Origin of the sequence: Murdochiella massiliensis, from assembly GCF_900059565.1 — a bacterium.
GTDB lineage: Bacteria > Bacillota > Clostridia > Tissierellales > Peptoniphilaceae > Murdochiella > Murdochiella massiliensis.
On sequence record NZ_FIZW01000002.1, the window covers coordinates 1 to 21,581 of the forward strand.

Here is a 21,581-nt window from a genome sequence, read left to right on the forward strand (position 1 = left end):
GTTCCTTGACAATTCAATCTTAATAGATATTTCTGGTCAAATAGAGAAGAGCACGAGGCGGATGCCTAGGCACATGACGCCGAAGAAGGACGCGAGCAGGCGATAACGACGGTAAGCTGCACAGAGCTATGACCCGTCGGTTTCCGAATGGAGCAATCCGGCAGGAGAAGATCCTGTCATCCTAACGCCAATCCATAACGTTAGGAGGGGAGACCCGGAGAACTGAAACATCTCAGTACCCGGAGGAAAAGAAAGCAACAGCGATTCCCTCAGTAGCGGCGAGCGAACGGGGAAGAGGCCAACAGTGAATCACGATTTTGAAATCTAGTGGAACATTCTGGAAAGGATGACCAAAGACGGTGACAGTCCAGTACACGAAAGAGGAAGGAATCATCACGAACGAGTACCACCGAACACGAGAAATTTGGTGGGAAGATGGGAGGACCACCTCCTAAGCCTAAATACGATCATGTGACCGATAGTGAACAAGTACCGTGAGGGAAAGGTGAAAAGAACCCCGAGAGGGGAGTGAAAAGAATCTGAAACCTTGTGCTTACAAGCAGATAGAGCCCTTTTATAGGGTGATATCGTACTTTTTGTAGAACGGGCCAGCGAGTTATGTTTACAAGCGAGGTTAAGCCTTTCAGGGGCGGAGCCGGAGGGAAACCGAGTGTGAAGAGCGCGAAAGTTTGTGGACATAGACCCGAAACCGGGTGATCTAGCCATGAGCAGGTTGAAGTTGAAGTAAAATTCAATGGAGGACCGAACCGGGAGCGGTTTAAAACGCTTCGGATGACTTGTGGTTAGGGGTGAAAAGCCAATCGAACTCGGAGATAGCTGGTTCTCCTCGAAATTGCTTTAGGGCAAGCCTCATGAGACGATGCAGGGAGGTAGAGCACTGACTGGTCGCGGGGCACTTTGTGTTACCAACACCTATCAAACTTCGAATTCCGTGCATTAGCCATGGGAGTGAGACGGTGAGGGATAAGCTTCATCGTCGAAAGGGAAACAGCCCAGATCATCAGCTAAGGTCCCTAAATGACGTTCAGTGGAAAAGGATGTTAGTTTACTTGGACAACCAGGATGTTGGCTTAGAAGCAGCCATACATTTAAAGAGTGCGTAATAGCTCACTGGTCGAGTGAATTTGCGCCGAAGATACACGGGGCTAAACGTCATACCGAAGCTATGGGATGGATCGAGACAAAAAGTATTTTATGAAAGCTTTCCAAAATTGATGAGAAATATCGCACACAAAGAGTCAAATTTCAACAAACATGAGATACGACAGAACAAAGAGCCAAATGGTATAAGGTTATTCCAAGATATCATTCATCAATTTCATTGGGCTAATAAGGGAAGGCGTATTCATAGAATACTTTTTGTCTCGACCATCGGTAGAGGAGCATCGACTGGGCATAGAAGCATCAGGGGTAACCCAATGTGGAGCGCAGTCGAGAGAGAATGCTGGCATGAGTAGCGAGAAGGTGAGTGAGAATCTCACCCGTCGAAAGCCGAAGGGTTCCTGAGCAAGGCTCGTCCTCTCAGGGTAAGTCGGGACCTAAGCTGAGGCCGAAGGGCGTAGGCGATGGACAACCGGTGGAAATTCCGGTACAGTAAAGAATCGTTTGAGAGAAGTGTTGACGCAGGAAGCTAAGCAAAGCGCGTAGAAGGTAAGCGCGTCCAACGCAGTAGGCTAGTCCGGTAGGCAAATCCGTCGGATGGTGCTAAGCGCGGATGGGGATCGAAATGAGAGTAGAGAAGTTGCTGATGCTACACTGCCAAGAAAAGACGCTATCGAGATTTTTTGCTCCCGTACCAAAACCGACACAGGTAGGCAGGAAGAATATTCTAAGACGCGCGGAAGAACCTTTGTTAAGGAACTCGGCAAAATGACCCCGTAACTTCGGGAGAAGGGGTGCCATCTTCGGATGGCCGCAGAGAATCGGCCCAAGCGACTGTTTACCAAAAACACAAGTATCTGCAAAGCCGCAAGGCGAAGTATAGGTGCTGACACCTGCCCGGTGCTGGAAGGTCAAGGGGAGCTGTTAGAAGCAATTCGAAGCAGTGAACTTAAGCCCCAGTAAACGGCGGCCGTAACTATAACGGTCCTAAGGTAGCGAAATTCCTTGTCGGGTAAGTTCCGACCCGCACGAAAGGTGTAACGATTTGGGCACTGTCTCAACAAAGGATCCGGTGAAATTGTAGTAGTCGTGAAGATGCGACTTACCCACGCTAGGACGGAAAGACCCCATGGAGCTTTACTGCAGGTTGACATTGGACTTTGGTTTGTAATGTACAGGATAGGTGGGAGACTAGGAAACATTGTCGCCAGATGATGCGGAGTCGCCCTTTGGATACCACCCTTTACAGACTAGGGTTCTAACCTAGGACCGTGAACCGGTTCGGGGACACTGTCAGTCGGACAGTTTGACTGGGGCGGTCGCCTCCCAAAGAGTAACGGAGGCGTTCAAAGGTTCGCTCAGGATGGACAGAAACCATTCAACGAGTATAAAGGCAAAAGCGAGCTTCACTGCGAGACCCACAAGTCGAGCAGATACGAAAGTAGGACTTAGTGATCCGGTGGTACCGCGTGGAAGGGCCATCGCTTAACGGATAAAAGCTACCCTGGGGATAACAGGCTTATACCCCCCAAGAGTTCACATCGACGGGGGTGTTTGGCACCTCGATGTCGGCTCGTCTCATCCTGGAGCTGGAGCAGGTTCCAAGGGTTGGGCTGTTCGCCCATTAAAGAGGTACGCGAGCTGGGTTCAGAACGTCGTGAGACAGTTCGGTCCCTATCCAGCGTGGGCGTAAGAAATTTGAGAGGAGCTGTCCCTAGTACGAGAGGACCGGGATGGACGAACCGATGGTGTACCGGTTGTTCTGCCAAGGGCATAGCCGGGTAGCTACGTTCGGACGGGATAAGCGCTGAAGGCATCTAAGCGCGAAGCCCCCCTCAAGATGAGATTTCTAAGAGACCGGGAAGAAAACCCGGTTGATAGGTCCGAGGTGGAAGCGCAGTAATGCGTGGAGCTAACGGATACTAATCTCTCGAACATTTGACCAGAAATACCTATTAAGATTGTGAAATGGCCCAACAAGCGAAGCGGTCGGTAGCCATTTCATACGCAAAGATTTCCCGCAAGGCGAGCGCGAAGCGCGAAGGCGAGCGGAAGAAATCGACTGCGTCGGAGACGGAAAGGTCTAAGTAAGGCGTAGATGCGGAATTGTTAAGAATTCAATATGGTGACGATAGCGCGGGGGATACACCTGTTCCCATCTCGAACACAGAAGTTAAGCCCCACATCGCCGATGGTACTTGGTTGGAAACGGCCTGGGAGAGTAGGTAGTCGCCAAATAAGGAGAAAGGGCACGAAGGTGTCCTTTCTTTCTATCGCGGGGTAGAGAAGTGGCATCTCGTCGGGCTCATAACCCGGAGGTCGCAGGTTCGAATCCTGCCCCCGCAATGAAGAAGAGGGAAGAGTGGCCCGATGGGTCGCTCTTCCCTTTTTTGATTTCTTCTATACGGATTAATAATTCTGTGCCGCAATCTCAAAGTAAGCCTGCGGATGATGGCATACCGGGCATACATCCGGTGCCTTTTCGCCAACGACGATATGACCACAATTGCGGCATTCCCAAATTTTCACTTCGCTGCGCGCGAAAACTTGTTGTGCTTCAACGTTGTGCAGAAGAGCGCGATAGCGTTCCTCATGATGCTTTTCGATAGCCGCGACGCCACGGAATTGTTCCGCTAATTCGGGGAAGCCTTCTTCTTCTGCCGTCTTTGCAAAACCGTCGTACATATCCGTCCATTCATAGTTCTCACCGGCGGCAGCGTCTTTCAGATTGGAAGCCGTATCATTGATTCCACCAAGAGCCTTAAACCATAATTTGGCGTGCTCTTTTTCATTATCTGCCGTTTTCTGGAAAAGAGCGGCAATTTGTTCTAAACCCTCTTTTTTTGCTTTCGAAGCAAAATACGTGTACTTATTTCTTGCCTGCGATTCACCGGAAAAAGCAGTCTGCAGGTTCTTTTCCGTTTGCGTTCCAGCATATTTGTTTTTCATTCTTCACTCCTTTATTTTCGACCATCCATGACGGCAATGCCGTCCATCCATACGTTCGTACTATACCCCTTATTAAGAAAGATGTCATTTTTACTGTCAAAATATTTCATCCATGGTATGCTGAGGGAAAGCGATGAGAAGAAGCGCCGATTACGGTGAAATTGACAATAGTGAAGGAGAAAAAAGTGCATCCCTATTTTGCGTTTTTGTCGCGAGAAATGCTTCCCGCGTTTGGCTGTACAGAACCGATTGCTTTGGCGTATGCGGCCTGCGAAGCTCGGTCGGTATTAGATGCGGAGCCGGTGCGCATTTTGGTGCGCTGTTCCGGAAATCTGATCAAAAATGCCAAATCCGTATTGGTGCCGAATGCGAACGGACGACGGGGAATTGCCATCAGTGCGGCCTTAGGTGCCATGTGTCTTAAGCCGGAACGAAAGTTACAGGTGCTGGAACATATTACTCCGGAGCAACGAAAACGTGCCGAAAGCCTGGTGGACCAAGGGGCCTGTCATGTGGAACATGATGTGGATAGAGAAGGCTTGTATCTATCTTTAACCCTTTGGGATGCCGATTCGCACTCAGCGCGGGTTGTTCTTTCCGGTGAACATACCAATATTGTGCGAAAAGAGCGTGATGGAAAAGTGCTTTTTGAAAAGGCGGCGCAGGATCATGCCGCAAGCTATCCTTCATTTTCCTTTGCCGACCTTTATTCCTTTGCAAAGGAAGCGGATTATACGCCGATACTTTCCCTTTTGGATCGGGAAATTCGTTATAATTCGGCGATTGGCACGGAGGGATTAACGCGTGACTGGGGGAGTGGTATCGGCAAGGCGATCCTGCGTGAGGGAACGGCGATGGCAGAAGAGATCGCCTACGCTGCAGCCGGATCGGACGCTCGCATGAGCGGCTGCAAATTGCCGGTAGTGATCAATTCCGGAAGCGGTAATCAAGGCATGACGGTTTCGCTACCGATCATTCGCCATGCAAAATACATCCATGCAGATGAAGATAAGCTCTATCGTGCATTGCTCTTTGCGAATCTCCTCGCCGCCTATCAGAAATCGTATATTGGACGGCTCTCGGCCTATTGCGGAGCGGTCAGTGCTGCCGCGGCTTCTGTCGCGGGCGTAGCTTTTCTTGATGATGCAGCCCCTGAGGTGATCGCTGAAACGGTGGTCAACTCCTTGGCCGCAGTCGCCGGCGTCCTCTGTGACGGCGCAAAACCATCCTGTGCGTCAAAAATCGCCTTAGCACTGCGTGCAAGTTATGCCGCCTATGAGCAGGCAAAAGAGGGACGATCCTTTCATACCGGTGATGGCATGGTCGCCGCCGACGTGGATGCCACCATTCGCTCTATCGGCCGTATTGCTCGCGAAGGCATGGCGGAAACGGATCGTGTCATCTTGCAGGAAATGTTGGCCACACCTCAAAATTCATGAGAGAGTGGGGAGGGGGCGAGTATTGTGTCTGAGTGCATTTCCGGACGATTATAATCAAAGATAACTATGATGGCCAGATAAATAAAAATGGTCGCAAAAAAAAGCGTGTCCCCTTGTCGAGTCGACATTCTTTCGTTATAATAGTCCCATCGCCTCGGGGAATTAGCTCAGCTGGGAGAGCGCTTGAATGGCATTCAAGAGGTCAGGGGTTCGATCCCCCTATTCTCCACTGAAAGACAAAAAGACCGGTTTTAGCCGGTCTTTTTCTTTTGCTTTTTGTACTCCTTCGCAAAAAGATGAGTCATAAGTCCGTGAGAAAAAATATCACCATTCCTGCATGGATGGATGAAGAAGCAAAAAAGAAAAAAATTAACTTTTCGCAGGTTATGCAAGATGCACTTAGAGAGATTCTGAGCGCGTAGAGCATAGGCGCGAATGCGATAAACATCGAAGCGGAAAAACTCAAAAAAATTATCGTTTTCCTGTTTAGGGAATCCTTTTCCGGGTACTATCAGAATACCAGAAAAGAAGGAGGTGAGACCCTTGGGCACAGAACACTCTTTCTTGAGGGAATCACCGGATTCCCTCAAGACGACGACAAGCGATTCAGACGCGCTGCACGAAAGATAAACCTGCGGGTTTAGTGTAAACGACTTTCCGTTATCGGAATGCGTGCTTGCGAAAGAAAACGTTGGGCAAAGGAATGGGTTGGTCGCGTATGGCGTAGCTCAGGCAGGGGCCTGTTGAGATAGAATTTCACTGGTCGTTCCTCGCCGGACGGGTTCTTCACAAGAAAGAATCGTAACAAACGAATAGTCGGTGGGCGCCTTCCGTCGGAGAAGGCGCCCTTGTTTTTTCTTTTGTTTTTCCCCGTTGTCTTGTATACTGCAATCTGTACTGCGACCGATAGAAAAACGACAGGATGATCATCAATAAGGAGGAAAAATGAAAAATCCGATTGTAACCTTTACATTGCCGCAAGGCGAGATTCAAGCGGAACTGTATCCGGAAATTGCACCCAATACGGTCAACAACTTCATTTCCCTGGTGCAAAAAGGCTTTTATGATGGCCTGATTTTTCACCGTGTTATTCCGCAATTTATGATTCAAGGCGGGGATCCGGAAGGCACGGGCATGGGCGGCCCAGGTTATACTATCGCAGGAGAATTTGCGCATAATGGCTTTGCTAACGCACTTAAACATGAGGCGGGCGTACTCTCGATGGCGCGCAGCATGGATCCCGATTCGGCGGGAAGCCAATTTTTTATCATGCACAAAAACGCACCGCACTTGGATGGGGAATATGCCGCCTTTGGTAAGGTCATCGAAGGCATGGATGTGGTTGACGCCATTGCAAACGTCAAGACCGGTTGGGGAGACCGTCCGAAAGAAGATGTCGTGATGACGAAAGTGACGGTGGAAACGTTCGGAGAAAACTATCCGGAACCGGAGAAACAATAGCCGAGCTTATGTTGCCGGTCGTCTACGTCGTATGTTGGTGACTTCTCACAATAGACAAGCTCGATCATAACTAAAAAGAAAGCCGCTTGAAATCAATGATTCCAAGCGGCTTTTTCTAAGCCGGCAAAAGGACTTGAACCCTCAACCCTCTGATTACGATTCAGATGCTCTACCAATTGAGCTATGCCGGCGCGAATTACCCGACCATTATAGCAAGCCGGGAAAGAAGATGCAAGGGCACCGACGAAAATTTCATCCTAAGTGTATTTCCGCGTATTATAGAGAATCCACTGTAGGATAGCGATCCAAATCAAACGTGTTGAAATCATCAAGATTTCCTGCGTCATACCCTTTTTTATACCAGCGAGCTCGTTGTTTGCTGCTACCGTGGGTAAAGGATTCCGGCGTCACATGACCTTGGATACGCTTCTGAATGGCGTCATCGCCGATGGACCAGGCGCTTTGAATAGCGGCATCCAAATCTCCTTGCTCCAGATAACCTTCTTCCTGCTGATGGCGCGCTACGACGCCGGCAAGGTAATCCGCCATGAGCTCAAGGCGCACGGTGAGAGCATTGCGCTCCGCTTCGCTTGCGCGCTGACGCAGACGGTTGACCTCATCCAAAATACCGAGTTCATTTTGCACATGATGCCCAATTTCATGAGAAATGACATAGCTTAAGATGAATTCATTTTTCTCGGCTCCGAACTGATCCACCAACATATCGTAGAACGAGAGGTCCATATATACGCTGCGATCGCGTCCGCAGTAGAACGGACCGGTGCCGGAATCAGCAATGCCGCAGCCGGTCTTAACCGTCTGTTGAAAAATGACCATTTCCGCTTCCTGATAGTCCCTATTTTCCTGTTTCAGCAAGGTGTGCCAAGTATCTTCCGTGTCCTTTAATGCGACAGAAGAAAAGTGATAAAGTTCTTTTTCCTGTTCGGAAAGCGTCAGAGGCTCCTGTCGCACGGATCCTGTGGCCGCCGGGGCACTGTTAAGACCAATATTAAGTGCCGCTAAGGGATTTCCCGTTAACAGAAACACAATGAGCGCAAGAAGAAGACTGCCGCCGCCAATGACTTTTCCCGTGCCTTTTCCGCCGCTCCGAACATTTCTGCTTCCTTGGCGATCTTTCCATTTCATGTTGTTCCCCTTTCCCGTATGCTGTGGGCGTGATAGAAAAAATGCCCCGATATGAACTGTAGTATTTTTATTATGCCCATATTTTGGCCTTTGTAGCCGAAAAAAAGCACTTCTTTTGTTTCTTTTCCGGGAACCGATAAAACCGCTACTATGGTATGATAAGACAAGATAAGGAGGAGACATGATTCGACTTTTCTGTTCGGATTTTGACGGGACATTGTCACCGAATACGACCATTTCACCGGAAAATGTCCGGGCAATTCGACGGTTGCAGGATGCCGGTATCGTGTTTGCATTAGTCAGCGGTCGCCCCCAGGCAAATGCCCGGAAGATTCTCGCTTGTGCGGGACTTACGGTTCCCATGGTTACGTCTAACGGAAGTGTGGTGACGCTCGCAGATGGACGGGATGTGCTCGTAAAAGGTATAGCCACAGATGCGATAGAGGACATACTGGAAGAAGCGAACAAGCGAAAGAGTTTCTATATTGCCTATGAGAGGGATCGCTGTTTTCTTCCGCCGTGGGTTCCCTTGCTGAGAGCGGGAGGCCTTGCCCGTTTGATACAGCGCAAGTCCGGCATTTTTCCACTGCGTTATAAGAGAGAAGATCTCTCCGGTTGGACGGTGACGAAATTCAATTACTATCCGCTGGGAAAGCCTACCGAAGAAGACTGGCGCCGGTGGAGGGAAGATGAGCGCGTTTATGTTACCACCTCGTCACGGCGCAAATTGGAACTTTCCGCTGCGGGTGTATCGAAGGGGAGTGCTGTTCGTCTTCTGGCAAAGGAACTGGGCATTCGATCGGATGAAATTGCCGCAATTGGCGATTATTTAAATGATTGCGATATGCTAAAGGCGGCAGCGATGCGCTTTGCGGTTGCAAATGCACGGGAGGAACTGAAGATGATTGCCGATCACGTGGTTTCCTCGGCAAAAGAAAACGGTGTGGCGGAAGCCATCGACCTTGTGCTGGCTCAGTAGGAAAAAACATCATATGCATTGTATCGTTTTCGATACCGTATCGCGTTGATGGAAAATAGTAAAAAGAGGAGAAGGCATGAATGATGAAAAAGAGCTTTTCATGGCCGCAAGAGAAAACGGACAGGCCGTGATGCGTTTTTGTGCAACGGGAAAAGAGCCAAGCTATGCCAATGCCTTTGCAGCGGGACTGGATTTACCTTTGATGAATGAAGAAGGGTTGACCTTTCGTCCGGGCGACCATGGCGTGGTGCACACCGGCATAGCGGTAGAATTGCCGAGAGGAACGTTCGGGTTGGTTGCCATTCGCTCAGGACTCGGCATGAAAGGCCTGGTGTTATCCAACGGCATTGGTGTGATTGACGAGGATTATCGCGGAGAAATTCGCATTCCTCTGTTTTATCATGGTGAAGAAACACTGCATCTGGTTCAGGGAGAACGTGTCGCGCAGATGATTGTTGTTCCGTATCTTCAGCCGATTTTACAGAAAGCGGAAACGCTCAGTGAAACGGATCGCGGAGAAGAGGGGTTCGGATCGAGCGGACGCTTTTAATATTTGTGCATAGCTTACCCGCTGTCTATTGGTTGAAAATGCAGATAGAACACGGTGTATACTACAACAATAGAGGAAAGACAGTATTTTTCGGCAAGGAGGAGAATGTTGCGTGTCGATAAATTTTTGAAAAACTCACGCCTGATTAAGCGACGCACCGTAGCGAAAGAAGCGGCGGACGGTGGACGAATTGACGTGAACGGGCGTACAGCCAAAGCCGGAACAGAAGTGGTTCCGGGCGATATCATGACCATCGCATTTGGCAACAAAACACTCAAAATCGAGATATTAGCCATACCGGAAACGGTGCGCAAGGAACAGGCACAAGAGATGTATCGTGTGATAGGAGAAAACGAATGAGTCAATTCAAATCCATTTTGCCGAAAACGGATCCAACAGGAAATCCGGGATCCGGGCGTCCTTCTCGTAATGAGGAAACGATAAGAAGAGATAAGCGAGACGACGTACGTCGCCTATCCCGCAAACGAGACAGTCGAGCCGTGCGAACGGCACGGATGGATGCTACGGTGTCCGGCCAAACGGATGGAATGCGTGCGCATAAGAAACGCACGCCGCTTAATCGCTCAAGTCTCGGTGTATTCGCTTTACTTGGCATCCTGTTGTTGATTCTCATTCCGACGGCATTAACGCTTCACAATACGTCGAAACAGTTGACCGAGACCAAAGCAATGCAGGCATCGCTGGAAACACAGCGCGAAGAGTTGCAGACTTCGGTCAATGACTTAAAAAGTCAACTGGATATCGTCAACACGGATCAATTTATCGAAAAATATGCGCATGAAAAGTTAGGGATGTTGCGTCCTAATGAAATTTTGATGGATATGGGAGACGGAAAAGTCAAAATCAACGAAGATGCGCTGGCCAAGTATAAAGCGCAGCAGGAACAAAAGACATCTGCCTCGTCCTCTTCTTCGCCGGTGGAAGAATCTTCATCCGTTCAGGAGGATTCCGGAGAAGGGTATGGCTTGACGACAGCTCCCGTGGAACAGAGTCCGGAGTCTTCCGGAATGACAAATGGACAGTAACACGAAGGGTGGACCGACCCTTTCGACGAATGTGCTCTCTCTTCTGACGGCCCCGAGGCGTGTTTATGCGGCAGTGTCCGGCGGAGCCGATTCGATCGCCGTTGCCTCTCTTTTAGACGATGCAAAAAGGGTACATTCCTTTCTTCAAGCGCCCGTTATTTTGCATGTTCATCATGGTTTGCGCGGAAAAGAGGCGGATGCTGATGAGCAATTTGTGGCCGATTGGGCGGAAGAACATGAATGGCGTTTTCGTTCCTCGCATGTTAATGCGGCGGAAGTCGCACGCCAAACGGGACAGTCGATAGAAACCGCCGCACGCGTATTGCGTTATGCTTTTTTTGCCCATGTATTGGAAGAAGAGCGGATTGAGGGAGAAGCGAAGCCGTTATTATTTCTTGGTCACCATCTCCAGGATCAGGCGGAAAGCATTTTGTTTCACATTCTTCGCGGATGCGGCCCCGACGGGTTGAGTGGAATGACGGAGATTGAGGAGCGTCCTGCTTTTTTTCTTGTGCGTCCGCTGTTGTCTGCAACCAAAGAACAAATTTTGCAATTTCATCGTGATCGGCATTCCTCGTGGAGGGAAGACCATACGAATCAACAAATGGAAGCGACACGTAATCGGCTGCGGGGGATGCTATTTCCCGCTATTCGTCAGGAAATTAATCCTGCGGTGGACGATGCACTGGTGCGCTTAAGTACGATCGCACGTGAAGAAAATGCATATTTGGAGAATATGGCGACAGCCGCATTTGCACAGATATCGACCAACGGGAAGGAAGAGGAACCTTTTTCGGCTACTTCTCTTTCACGAAACGCCTGCTTTCTGCAGAGCATCGCTCTTTCCAAAGAGAAATTTCTTGCCCAGCCTGTTGCACTGCAAAGGCGTCTGGTGCGTCATTGGGTCGCACGGCTTGTGGAAGCAGGAAAGACAGCGACACTCTCATTTGAAGACGAAGAGGAGATTCGTCGCCATTTCGAACGGCCGAGCGGTAAATGCCTTTCACTTTATGGTATGATGTTTCTAACTGATTTTGAGGGTGTCCATGCGTTATCGCTGGCACGTTTTCAGGCTTTGGAAAGAGAAGCGGGCGAAGGTCAAATGCTTTCCGTCGAATACGATGGGCAACCATTTGCCTTGTTTTCCGGACAGTGTACTTTTACGCGCGTAACGAAGGTGGATTCCGCTACGGTATCCTCTTTGGCGTCTTTTCCGGCGGCCTGTTGCGCCGTGGATGTAACAGGCCTTGATACGTTGATCTGGCGATGTGCACAGCCGGGGGATACCTTTGTTTCCTTTGGCGGAGGATCCAAGCCGCTGCGCAAAATGTGGAACGCCTGGCATGTTCCCGCGGTGTTGCGCAAAACCTGGCCGATTCTTACAGACGGAAAGGATATTTTATGGGTACTCGGTCTGGGACGAAGTGCAATGCGCGTCGTAGAACCGGGACGGGACATGGTGGTCATCAATTGGAGAAGAATATGAGCGGAGATAACTTACAACAATATGTCGATCGCATTCTGTTTACGGAAGAGGAGATTCAGCGCCGCGTAGCGGAGCTTGGTGCCAAGATCACTGCAGACTATGCGAACAAGAATGCGGATTTATTGGTCGTCTGCATTCTCAAAGGCGCGTCGATTTTTATGGCGGATCTGCTGAAGCACATCGATCTCGATGTGGAGATTGACTTCATGTCGGTGTCCAGCTACGGAGCGGGCACGGTTTCGAGCGGCGATGTGCGCATCATTAAAGATTTGGAACAGCCGATTATGGGGAAAAATGTGCTCATTGTTGAAGACATCGTGGATACCGGCTATACCTTAAAATATCTGATGGAAAATTTGCTGGCACGAGGAGCTCACAGTGTGAAAATCGCCTGTATGCTGGACAAGGAAGAACGTCGCGTGACGGAAATTAAAGGGGACTATGTCGGTTTTGCGATTCCGGATCAATACGTGATCGGCTACGGTATGGATTTCAATCAGAAATTACGCAATTTGCCTTTTATCGGGACGCTCAACCCGATTTATTATCGTCATGAGTAGGGAAGGACGAAGGAATGAATAAAAAGACTCCCAATCGAAACAATATGGGCATGTTGGTGAGCTATCTGCTCCCCTTATTAATGATTGCCCTGATTTTTATGTTTTTTAATGCGAACAACACCCAGAAGAGTTCCATGACCCATAATGCGTTGATTGCTCAGCTTGATGAGGGGAATGTAAAGAGTCTTGTCTACCAGGGCGAAAAACTACGTGGTGTGTTGAATGATAAAGACAAGACGCCGTTCGAAGTGATCATTCCGCAGGAGTATTTTTCGACGTTTTATCAGGAACATATCCGCCCGCAAGTGCAGAAGGGAACACTTGAAATGGTCTTTCAGGCCATTCCGGAGCCGAATCCCTTCTTGGCGATGTTGCCGGACATTCTGTTCCTTGGCTTGCTCGGCTTCATGATGTACAGCTTTTTCAAACGCACGGCGATGCAAAACAGCAGCATGAACAGTTTTGGTAAGAGTAAGGCACAAATGCATCAGGACAAGGGTGAAAGAGTGACTTTTCAGGATGTTGCCGGCCTGCAGGAAGAAAAAGAGGAATTGTTGGAAATCGTCGATTTTCTGAAGAATCCACGCAAGTTCATTGATTTGGGTGCGCGCATTCCGAAGGGAGTCTTGTTGGTGGGGCCGCCGGGAACAGGAAAAACATATCTTTCCAAAGCCGTCGCCGGGGAAGCCGGCGTGCCGTTTTTCTCTATTTCCGGATCGGATTTTGTCGAAATGTTTGTCGGTGTCGGTGCTTCCCGTGTACGCGATTTGTTTACGGAAGGCAAAAAGAATGCGCCGTGCATCATCTTTGTGGATGAGATTGATGCGGTTGGTCGTCGCCGCGGTGCGGGCCTTGGCGGCGGAAACGATGAACGCGAGCAGACGCTCAACCAGTTGTTGGTCGAAATGGACGGCTTCGACAAGAATGAAGGCATTATCATCATGGCAGCAACGAACCGTCCGGATATTCTCGATCCTGCGTTGCTTCGTCCGGGACGTTTTGACCGACAGGTGTTGGTCGGAATGCCGGATGCGAAGGCGCGTGAAGCGATTTTAAAGGTGCATACGCGCAATAAGCCGGTTGCAGACGATATTGATTATCTTGCTTTGGCACGCCAGACCGCAGGCTTTACGCCTGCTGACCTCGAAAACATGGCGAATGAGGCGGCGCTTCTCACGGCAAGAGAGGGCAAATCCATTATCGACATGAAGACGTTTGTGGAAGCCTCGATCAAAGTTGTTGCGGGGCCCGAGAAGAAATCGCGCGAAGTGATTGAAAAAGAGCGCGTGCTGACCGCCTATCATGAGAGTGGACACGCCATTGTTACGCGTGCTTTGCCGGATACGGATAAGGTCAATATGATCACGATTGTTCCGCGCGGCTACGCCGGCGGCTTTACCTCGTTCTTACCGGAGGATGATCGGCAATTCATGTCGCGCAATCAGATGTTGACGGAGATCGTGAGTTTTCTGGGCGGCCGTGCGGCGGAGGCACTGGTGCTTGATGACATTTCTACCGGAGCGTCCAACGACATTGAGCGCGCAACGAAGATGGCGCGCAACATGGTGGTTAAATACGGCATGAGTGTCAAACTGGGTCCGGTCGCGTACGAAGAGGGAAAAGACAATGTCTTTTTAGGCAATGATCTGGGACAAATTCGCTCGTATTCCGAAGAAACGGCGCAGGCAATTGATGAAGAAGTGCGTCACATCATGAATGACGCTCTGGACCGTGCTATGCGCATCTTGCACGCGAATAGGGAAATGTTGGATCAATTAGCCAATACTTTGTTGGAAAAAGAAACGCTGCATGCCGCTGAGTTTGAGACACTGTTTCAGACGTATGGGGTATTGGCACAGGAAAATGAAGGAGTAAACGAATGAGTTCAGAAGCGGCAAGCAAAGCACAGACAGCGCAACAAGCCATGCCGGGGATCCATATTGCCGGCATGACGCTCACCTTTATCGATTTACTCTATCTCGGGATGCTCATTTTCCTGTTGTATCAGATTTTTCGGGCAAACAAGATGGAACGCAAGCTGAAATCGCCGAAATACTCTTTCTCCACCCGGCCGAAGTCGATCAACATGGTGTTGATGTCGATCATCTTTCTTTTCGGCGTTATGACCATTGTCAGCCAGAAAGAATATGCGCGTGGGCTCATGATGATTTTTCTGGGCATTACCTTCTATTTCTCTTCCCAGAACAAGGTGATTGTGTCGCAGGAAGGCCTTTTTGCCGACAATAAGTACATCCCCTGGTCGGAGCTGCGTAAATGGGCGTGGGACACGAAAACAGGTAATTTGGTGATTATTACGAAAGAATTCGGCAAGAATGAAATGCGCCAGGTTTTGCAAGTTGGTCGTCCGCATATGGCAGAGATCAATGAACGAATTCGTGAATTTAAATTGGGTAAAAAATCCGCACGATTTGATGAACAGGATCAACAGGAAAACGTGAGCGAAGAAGAGCAAAAGACACAGGAGAAGGAACAGGGCGAAACGACAGAGTCGTAGGGGGAGAACATGGCAAAGTTTATTTTTGTGACCGGTGGTGTCGTTTCCGGTATCGGTAAGGGAATCAGCGCGGGCAGCGTAGGAAGATTACTCAAAGACAACGGCTATTCGGTATTTATGCAAAAATTCGATCCGTACTTGAATGTCGATCCGGGCACGATGAGTCCTTATCAACACGGCGAGGTGTTTGTTACTCGCGACGGGGGAGAAACAGATCTGGATTTAGGTCATTATGAACGCTTTATTGATGAAGAGCTGACGAAGAATTCCTCCGTAACCAGCGGTCGCATCTATTCCAATGTCATTCGCAAAGAACGTGCGGGGGATTATGAAGGAAAAACGGTGCAGGTCATTCCTCATGTAACCAATGAGATCAAAGAAAAAGTGTATTCCGTGGCGGAAGAATCCGGCGCGGATTTCATCATTACGGAGATCGGCGGTACGGTGGGCGACATTGAGTCCCAGCCCTTTATTGAAGCGATTCGTCAGATTCACTCGGAAAACTCGGAAGATGTGCTTTTTCTGCACACGGTGCTCATTCCGACGATCCCGGGGACAGATGAGTTAAAAACCAAGCCGGCACAGCATTCTTTTAAAGAATTGATGAGCTATGGTATTAAACCGGATGTCTTTATTCTTCGTGCAGATGAGCCAATTACCGAGGATGTCTATGAAAAGATTTGCCTTTTCTGCGATTTGCCGCGTGAAGCGGTTGTAGAATCGAAAACGGTGGATCTCATCTACGAGGTACCGTTGGTTTTCAAAGAGCAGGGGTTAGATCAATACATTCTTCGTCATTTTCATTTAAAGACGCGCGAAGATCATACGGGCGATTGGGCAAAGATGTGTGCCACATTCAAAGCCGCAAAGAAAAAACTGACGGTAGCGTTGGTTGGTAAATACACGGCACTGAATGATTCGTATTTGTCCGTTTTTGAAGCGGTGCGAGATGCCGGCTATCATTTAGGCGCGAAAGTGGATGTGCACTATGTCGATTCCGAGACGATTACAGAAAAGACGGCAAAACGCATCTTATCGCCCTATGACGGCATCATTATTCCCGGCGCATTCGGCTCTCGCGGAACGGAGGGAATGGTGGAGACCGTGCGCTATGTGCGTGAGAATAATGTCCCCTTTTTGGGGATCTGTATGGGAATGCAAATTTCGTGCATCGAGATCGCCCGTCATGTTCTCAACATCGGTAACGCATCATCTTTAGAGTTTGATGTGGCTACGCCGAGTCCGGTGATTACCTTCCTGGATGGACAATCGGAGGAAATCGACCTTGGCGGTACCCTGCGTCTGGGCAACAATGACTGTGCTTTGACGGAGGATACCTTGGCATATCGCCTTTATGGCCAAAAGAATATTGTCGAACGGCATCGCCATCGGTACGAGTTCAACAACAAATATAAGGAACTGTTTGAGCAAAAAGCAGGCGTGGTCTTCAGCGGGATTCAACTCGCGAAGAACCTGATGGAAATCATTGAAATTCCTGCGCATCCTTATTTTATTGCCGCACAGTTTCATCCGGAGTTTAAATCGCGGCCAAATGCACCGCATCCGCTTTTTACGGGCCTGGTGCGCGCAAGTTTAGACCGAACAAAACAAGCTTCTTCATCGGATAAGATAACGAAGTAGGAGAAGCAGCTGGGGCATGGCCCTGAAATGACCGGCATCCATAGTGAGCCGGATCGGAGGAGAAATGAAAAACAAATTTTTTACCGGACAGAATTTAGCACGCCTTGGCGTATTGATTGCATTGATGCTTGTGCTGAGCTCAACGCCTATCGGATACGTTCTTATTGGACCTATTCAGGTCACCACCATGCACCTTCCTGTGGTTTTGGGTGCCATCATTGGCGGTGTACCGTATGGTTTCATTCTTGGGTTGGCCTTTGGACTCAATTCCATGCTTCGTGCGCTGCAGGGATTATCCGGACCGTTGTCGTTTGCATTTGCCAATCCGCTGATCAGCGTTGTGCCGCGCGTGCTTTTTGGTGTGATTGTTGGATACCTTGCCACCGTTTGGCGTAACAAAAATATGGTTATCCGTTACGCGTTGCCGGCAGTGATCGGAACCGTCATGCATACGTTGATGGTTATGGGCACACTTTATCTCGTATATGCTGCGCGTGTTGCTGAAGTGCGAAATATCACAGCGGAGGCGGTGCAGGCTATGGTGCTTTCGACAGTAGTGGCTAACGGCATTCCGGAGGCGATATTGGCGGCGGTGGTTTCTACGCCAATCGCGCGCATATTGGAAAAGCGGGAACATCATCAACCGCTTACGGATGCAAAAGAGAAGGAAATATCGACAAAAGCCTGATAGGAGGAGAACTCGTGGAGAAGGCGGAACAACCGAAGAACCGGTCGCTGCTTTTGGCTATTGATGCCGGTAACACCAATATTACGTTTGGCTTGTTTCACGGAGAAATTATCATCCATCAGTGGCGTATTCAGTCGGACAGCGAAAAAACTTCTGATGAATACGGAATAGAATTGGAACAAATTCTACGCCACTTTCATTACACGCGAGAAATGATTTGCGCAGTCATTCTTTCCAGCGTTGTGCCCGAACTGGTGCATCAGATGAGCGCTATGTCGGAACGCTTTCTGAAGCTCACGCCGATGATTGTGGGCGAGGGAACCAAGACCGGCTTGCCACTTCGTGTGGATAATCCGCGAGAGGTCGGATCCGATCGCATTGCCGATGCCGTGGCCGGATATGCCCTTTATGGGGGGCCGCTGATCATTATTGATATTGGTACGGCCATCACACATGAAGTCGTAAATGAACAAGGGGAATACATCGGTGGAACGATTTCGCCGGGTATTGGCATTGCCGCAGCGGCGCTGACCCGTGGTACTTCCAAGTTACCGCGCGTGGAACTTACCCAGCCGGAAAGAATTATTGCCACGAATACCGTCAATGCTATGCAGGCGGGGTTGGTACGCGGTTTTATTGGCTTGATTGATGGAATTACGGAAGGGATTTTAGCGGAGTTAAAGGAGCAAACCGATAAAAAACCGCATGTTATTGCCACCGGTGGATTTTCTACACTCCTTTCACAGCACTCCAAATATGTTGACGGGGTAAAGCGGGATCTCAATCTGCTCGGCTTGCGTCTTATCTACTATCGTACGATGAAGGCAAGAGCAAATGAGCGCCTCCGCGAGGAAAAGGAGCACGATATGCATCATGGGCAAGAAGGAAATCAACATGCATGAGCTCAGAAAACAGCAAGAATGCGCAATGGGAACCGGCCGCCGCAAGGAGCCGGTTTCCGCTTTTGTATCGCTTGCTCCTCTTGCCGGTGTTAGTGATCGTTGCTTTCGTGAAATTTGCTTTCACTATGGCTGTGATGAGGCGACGACGGAGATGATCAGTGCGCAGGCACTGCTGTATGACAGCGTTCGTACGGAACACATGCTGGAAAAGGGTGCGGAAGGAAAATTGACTGTTCAGCTTTTTGGAAAGGACCCCTTAACGCTGGCAAAGGTCATTAGTGAGCGCTTTAATACGGATGATCGCTTTCAGGCGGTGGAACTCAATATGGGCTGCCCTGCGCCGAAAATTGTGAGAAACGGGGAAGGCAGCGCGTTGATGTGTGATCCCAGAATGTCCGCAACGATTTTTCGCGCAATGGTACAGGCGTCGAGCAAACCGATCTATGTTAAGATGCGTCTCGGCTGGGATGACAATTCGATGAATTATCTCACGATTGCTCATATTGCCGAGGAAGAAGGAGTTTCGCGCATAACGCTTCACGCGCGTACGAGGGAACAGATGTATGCCGGGAAAGCTAACTGGGAGGCGATTGCGCATCTTAAAGATGCCGTCAACGTTCAAGTGGTAGGTAACGGCGACGTAACGACACCGGAAGAAGTGGAGGAGATGGAAAAACAAACTCGTTGTGACGGCATTGCAATAGGACGCGCGGCAATGGGAAATCCCTTTTTGTTCCGCCAAATTTACTCCTATCGCTCAACGGGAGCGTATGCACCAGTCAGCCGGGAGGAGACAATTTCGGTTTTATTGGATCATTATGTACGTGAGATTGCGTGTCGTGGGGAACAGCGTGCCATCCTGGAAATGCGCAAGCTCATGGCATGCTATCTTAGCGGATTTTCCGGATCGGCACGCACGAAAGCCGCCATCATGACGATGACGGATATGAAGGAGATTCGGGCGGAACTGGAACGATTTCGTGCGCAAGACGAGTTATTTTGAGCTTAACGGGCGAAAGAATTCTTCCGGCAAACGAACGCGGAAAGTAGTTCCTTTACCGAGTTTACTGGTTACTTCGATGTGACCGCCGAGTTGCTGGACGATATTACGGGTTATCGCGAGCCCCAGTCCCTGTCCGCCTGCAGAACGATTACGGGAAGAATCTACGCGATAAAAGCGATCAAAGAGATGCGCCAAATCCTTTCCCGGGATGCCTATGCCATTATCGGTAACCGTGAGAACTACATATTTGCGGTCGGAATTGAGCGCTATGCGAATTTGTCCGTCCTGGTCGATCGCCTTGATGGCGTTCGACAGCAGGTTACTAAGAATTTGCGAATATAGCCGCTCATCGGTTTGCAGGCTGATGGCGGGATCAATCGCACGCAAAAAGACGCCGTTTTTTTGAACAATGCGCGGCTCAAAACTGTCGATTACCCGTTCGGTGAGCGCCGAGCAGTCAATAAAGCGGATTTCTTCCGCGGCGACCAGAGAAGCTTCCCGAAACGTATTTTTCAGTCGTTCCACAAGAAGCGTAAGCTGTGCGATATTCGCTTCAATTTGTTCCCAGTTTTTTTCATCTGAAGGGATAATTCCGTCTTTCATCGCTTCCACATGAAGCTGCATATTGGTTAGAGGGGTGCGCAGCTCATGGGAAATATCCTGTGCATAACTTCGACGTGCATTTTCCTGTTGTCGAAGAGAAGACGCCAGATATTGCATATTCGCATTCAAACTTTGCAGCTCATCAAATTTGGAATCATCTAGCGTAATATCGAATTGATTTTGCCGAATGCGTTCCGCCGCAATTTGTAATGATTCAATGGGGTCTGTAATCTGTTTGGAAAAGAAATAACTGAATGCAATGGCGATAAGGCCAAAGGCGGTAATACCCAACATCGTTGACCCGAGCGAGCGACGCTGAAAATCGTGCAGGGCATGGGTGAGGGCAGGATTACTGCGATCGTAGGTAACCAGCATGGAGCCACGTTTTTCTCCACGACTGTCCACTAATTGATATTGATCGACTTGAATATCCGCATCTTCATTTTGTACCAGACCGTGATAATTTGCCAGAATCGTCGATTCCCTATCCATGATGGTAATATTGATGTTTGCATCGCGAGCATAAAGCTGCAATTGCTCATTTATACCTTCCTTCGTTAAGTCGAGGGCTTCCGTTCGCGCAATCGTTCCGATATCGTTGATGATGCGTTTTAAGCGGGTTTCTTCTTCTTTTTCCAAATAATTGAAAAAAGAGTCGGAATACGCCCGCTGCATTCCATATGCGATCACCGTCATCGTAACGAAGACGATGATGATGATGGAAAGGCTCAGACGCGTTCTAAGCTTCATCAAAGCCTCCGGCGCGATAGCCTACACCGTAAACGGTCTTAATGTATGCTGGATTTTTCGGATCCGCCTCAATTTTCTGGCGAATATTTTTAATGTGTGTATCAATTGCACGATCAAAGGCTTCATAATCCATGCCGAATGTCACTTCAATGATTTCGTCGCGCGTATAGATCTTGTTCGGATGCGTAAATAGCGTCTGTACAATGAGAAATTCATTTTTGGTCAAATGTACTTCTTTTTCTTCGACGAATGTGCGCATGGATTCCGTATCCAAACGCAATCGTCCATCCTTTGTTTTTAAAATTGTTCCCGCGGATTTCTCGGGGAGACGACGGAAAATGGCATGAACCCGTTCTACGAGTTCTCGCGCAGAAAACGGCTTTACCATGTAGTCATCCGCACCGTTACGCAGATTCTCGACGCGATCGTCTTCTTCGGATTTGGCGGAAACGATGATGACGGGGGTGTCGCTTTGTGCTTTTATTTCTGTCAGCACGTCTTCTCCGGAGAGCTCCGGTAACATTAAATCCAAAACGACCAGATCCGGTTCAAAATCGGCAAAACGGGAGAGCGCATCCTTCCCGTCCATCGCTTTTTCGACAGAATATCCGGCCTTTTCCAGATAGGCTTTTTCAATATTGATAATGCCTTCTTCATCTTCTACTAATAGTATTTTTCGTTGTGCCATACTGTTTTCTCCTTGGAATGCGTGTTGTCATGAAACGGGTGTTCAACACGTGT

18 protein-coding genes, 3 tRNA genes and 2 rRNA genes are annotated in these 21,581 nt (G+C 49.2%); 18 read left to right on the top strand and 5 right to left on the bottom strand.

Annotated features, from left to right (window positions below; genetic code table 11):
* Nucleotides 1-34 precede the first annotated feature (34 nt).
* The 3 genes from BN3910_RS01595 (at nucleotide 35) to BN3910_RS01605 (ending at nucleotide 3,468) form a co-directional block, all read left to right on the top strand.
* Nucleotides 35-3,068 (top strand): 23S ribosomal RNA (locus BN3910_RS01595).
* A 175-nt stretch (nucleotides 3,069-3,243) separates the two neighbouring features.
* A 5S ribosomal RNA gene (rrf, locus tag BN3910_RS01600) occupies nucleotides 3,244-3,360 on the top strand.
* A 36-nt stretch (nucleotides 3,361-3,396) separates the two neighbouring features.
* Nucleotides 3,397-3,468 (top strand) — tRNA-Met (locus tag BN3910_RS01605).
* 63 nt (nucleotides 3,469-3,531) lie between these two features.
* On the opposite strand, the gene rbr is transcribed toward BN3910_RS01605, so the two are convergent.
* Nucleotides 3,532-4,071, bottom strand: coding sequence for a rubrerythrin (gene rbr / locus BN3910_RS01610; protein WP_066923699.1), 540 nt, complete (start codon nucleotides 4,069-4,071; stop codon nucleotides 3,532-3,534).
* A gap of 185 nt (nucleotides 4,072-4,256) precedes the next feature.
* Between rbr and BN3910_RS01615 the strand changes: the two genes are divergently transcribed.
* The 3 genes from BN3910_RS01615 to BN3910_RS01630 all read left to right on the top strand — a co-directional run bounded on the left by BN3910_RS01615 (nucleotide 4,257) and on the right by BN3910_RS01630 (nucleotide 6,971).
* Nucleotides 4,257-5,510 carry an L-cysteine desulfidase family protein gene (locus BN3910_RS01615; protein ID WP_231862177.1) on the top strand — a complete coding sequence of 418 codons (1,254 nt, stop codon included), beginning with the start codon at nucleotides 4,257-4,259 and terminating at the stop codon, nucleotides 5,508-5,510.
* A 156-nt stretch (nucleotides 5,511-5,666) separates the two neighbouring features.
* Nucleotides 5,667-5,739 (top strand) — tRNA-Ala (locus BN3910_RS01620).
* Nucleotides 5,740-6,455: 716 nt separating this feature from the next.
* On the top strand, nucleotides 6,456-6,971 hold the full coding sequence (locus tag BN3910_RS01630) for a peptidylprolyl isomerase (protein ID WP_066923703.1): 516 nt from the start codon (nucleotides 6,456-6,458) through the stop codon (nucleotides 6,969-6,971).
* Nucleotides 6,972-7,089: 118 nt separating this feature from the next.
* On the opposite strand, the gene BN3910_RS01635 is transcribed toward BN3910_RS01630, so the two are convergent.
* Both BN3910_RS01635 and ypfJ read right to left on the bottom strand, forming a co-directional pair.
* Nucleotides 7,090-7,162, bottom strand: a tRNA-Thr gene (locus tag BN3910_RS01635).
* Nucleotides 7,163-7,247: 85 nt separating this feature from the next.
* Complete coding sequence (gene ypfJ, locus BN3910_RS01640; protein WP_066923705.1) at nucleotides 7,248-8,117, bottom strand: KPN_02809 family neutral zinc metallopeptidase; 870 nt, start codon at nucleotides 8,115-8,117, stop codon at nucleotides 7,248-7,250.
* Nucleotides 8,118-8,298: 181 nt separating this feature from the next.
* Here ypfJ and BN3910_RS01645 point away from each other — a divergent pair, with 181 nt between their 5' ends.
* The 12 genes from BN3910_RS01645 (at nucleotide 8,299) to dusB (ending at nucleotide 19,487) form a co-directional block, all read left to right on the top strand.
* Nucleotides 8,299-9,096, top strand: a complete 798-nt coding sequence (locus BN3910_RS01645) for an HAD family hydrolase (protein WP_066923707.1) — start codon at nucleotides 8,299-8,301, stop codon at nucleotides 9,094-9,096.
* A 76-nt stretch (nucleotides 9,097-9,172) separates the two neighbouring features.
* Complete coding sequence (dut, locus tag BN3910_RS01650; RefSeq protein WP_066923709.1) at nucleotides 9,173-9,646, top strand: dUTP diphosphatase; 474 nt, start codon at nucleotides 9,173-9,175, stop codon at nucleotides 9,644-9,646.
* Nucleotides 9,647-9,751: 105 nt separating this feature from the next.
* Complete coding sequence (locus BN3910_RS01655) at nucleotides 9,752-10,006, top strand: RNA-binding S4 domain-containing protein (protein ID WP_454184723.1); 255 nt, start codon at nucleotides 9,752-9,754, stop codon at nucleotides 10,004-10,006.
* A complete protein-coding gene (locus tag BN3910_RS01660; RefSeq protein WP_066923712.1) occupies nucleotides 10,003-10,692 on the top strand; it encodes an FtsB family cell division protein in 690 nt (229 codons plus the stop codon). The genes BN3910_RS01655 and BN3910_RS01660 overlap by 4 nt, the downstream gene beginning before the upstream one ends.
* Nucleotides 10,682-12,178, top strand: coding sequence for a tRNA lysidine(34) synthetase TilS (tilS, locus tag BN3910_RS01665; protein WP_066923714.1), 1,497 nt, complete (start codon nucleotides 10,682-10,684; stop codon nucleotides 12,176-12,178). Before BN3910_RS01660 ends, tilS begins: the two co-directional genes overlap by 11 nt.
* On the top strand, nucleotides 12,175-12,738 hold the full coding sequence (gene hpt / locus BN3910_RS01670) for a hypoxanthine phosphoribosyltransferase (protein ID WP_066923716.1): 564 nt from the start codon (nucleotides 12,175-12,177) through the stop codon (nucleotides 12,736-12,738). The genes tilS and hpt overlap by 4 nt, the downstream gene beginning before the upstream one ends.
* 14 nt (nucleotides 12,739-12,752) lie before the next feature.
* Nucleotides 12,753-14,621 carry an ATP-dependent zinc metalloprotease FtsH gene (gene ftsH, locus BN3910_RS01675; RefSeq protein WP_075967967.1) on the top strand — a complete coding sequence of 623 codons (1,869 nt, stop codon included), beginning with the start codon at nucleotides 12,753-12,755 and terminating at the stop codon, nucleotides 14,619-14,621.
* On the top strand, nucleotides 14,618-15,253 hold the full coding sequence (locus BN3910_RS01680; RefSeq protein ID WP_066923718.1) for a DUF5673 domain-containing protein: 636 nt from the start codon (nucleotides 14,618-14,620) through the stop codon (nucleotides 15,251-15,253). The genes ftsH and BN3910_RS01680 overlap by 4 nt, the downstream gene beginning before the upstream one ends.
* A gap of 9 nt (nucleotides 15,254-15,262) precedes the next feature.
* Nucleotides 15,263-16,894 (top strand): CTP synthase, encoded by a 1,632-nt coding sequence (locus BN3910_RS01685; RefSeq protein WP_066923720.1) that lies wholly within the window; start codon nucleotides 15,263-15,265, stop codon nucleotides 16,892-16,894.
* A gap of 64 nt (nucleotides 16,895-16,958) precedes the next feature.
* Entirely contained in the window at nucleotides 16,959-17,582 is a 624-nt protein-coding gene (locus tag BN3910_RS01690; RefSeq protein WP_066923722.1) for an ECF transporter S component, read from the top strand.
* Nucleotides 17,583-17,596: 14 nt separating this feature from the next.
* Complete coding sequence (locus BN3910_RS01695; RefSeq protein ID WP_075967968.1) at nucleotides 17,597-18,484, top strand: type III pantothenate kinase; 888 nt, start codon at nucleotides 17,597-17,599, stop codon at nucleotides 18,482-18,484.
* Nucleotides 18,477-19,487, top strand: coding sequence for a tRNA dihydrouridine synthase DusB (gene dusB, locus BN3910_RS01700; protein ID WP_187367677.1), 1,011 nt, complete (start codon nucleotides 18,477-18,479; stop codon nucleotides 19,485-19,487). Before BN3910_RS01695 ends, dusB begins: the two co-directional genes overlap by 8 nt.
* On the opposite strand, the gene BN3910_RS01705 is transcribed toward dusB, so the two are convergent.
* Together BN3910_RS01705 and BN3910_RS01710 are read right to left on the bottom strand one after the other, a co-directional pair.
* Nucleotides 19,479-20,840 carry a sensor histidine kinase gene (locus tag BN3910_RS01705; RefSeq protein ID WP_066923726.1) on the bottom strand — a complete coding sequence of 454 codons (1,362 nt, stop codon included), beginning with the start codon at nucleotides 20,838-20,840 and terminating at the stop codon, nucleotides 19,479-19,481. The genes dusB and BN3910_RS01705 overlap by 9 nt on opposite strands.
* On the bottom strand, nucleotides 20,830-21,528 hold the full coding sequence (locus BN3910_RS01710) for a response regulator transcription factor (protein ID WP_066923736.1): 699 nt from the start codon (nucleotides 21,526-21,528) through the stop codon (nucleotides 20,830-20,832). The genes BN3910_RS01705 and BN3910_RS01710 overlap by 11 nt, the downstream gene beginning before the upstream one ends.
* Nucleotides 21,529-21,581 lie beyond the last annotated feature (53 nt).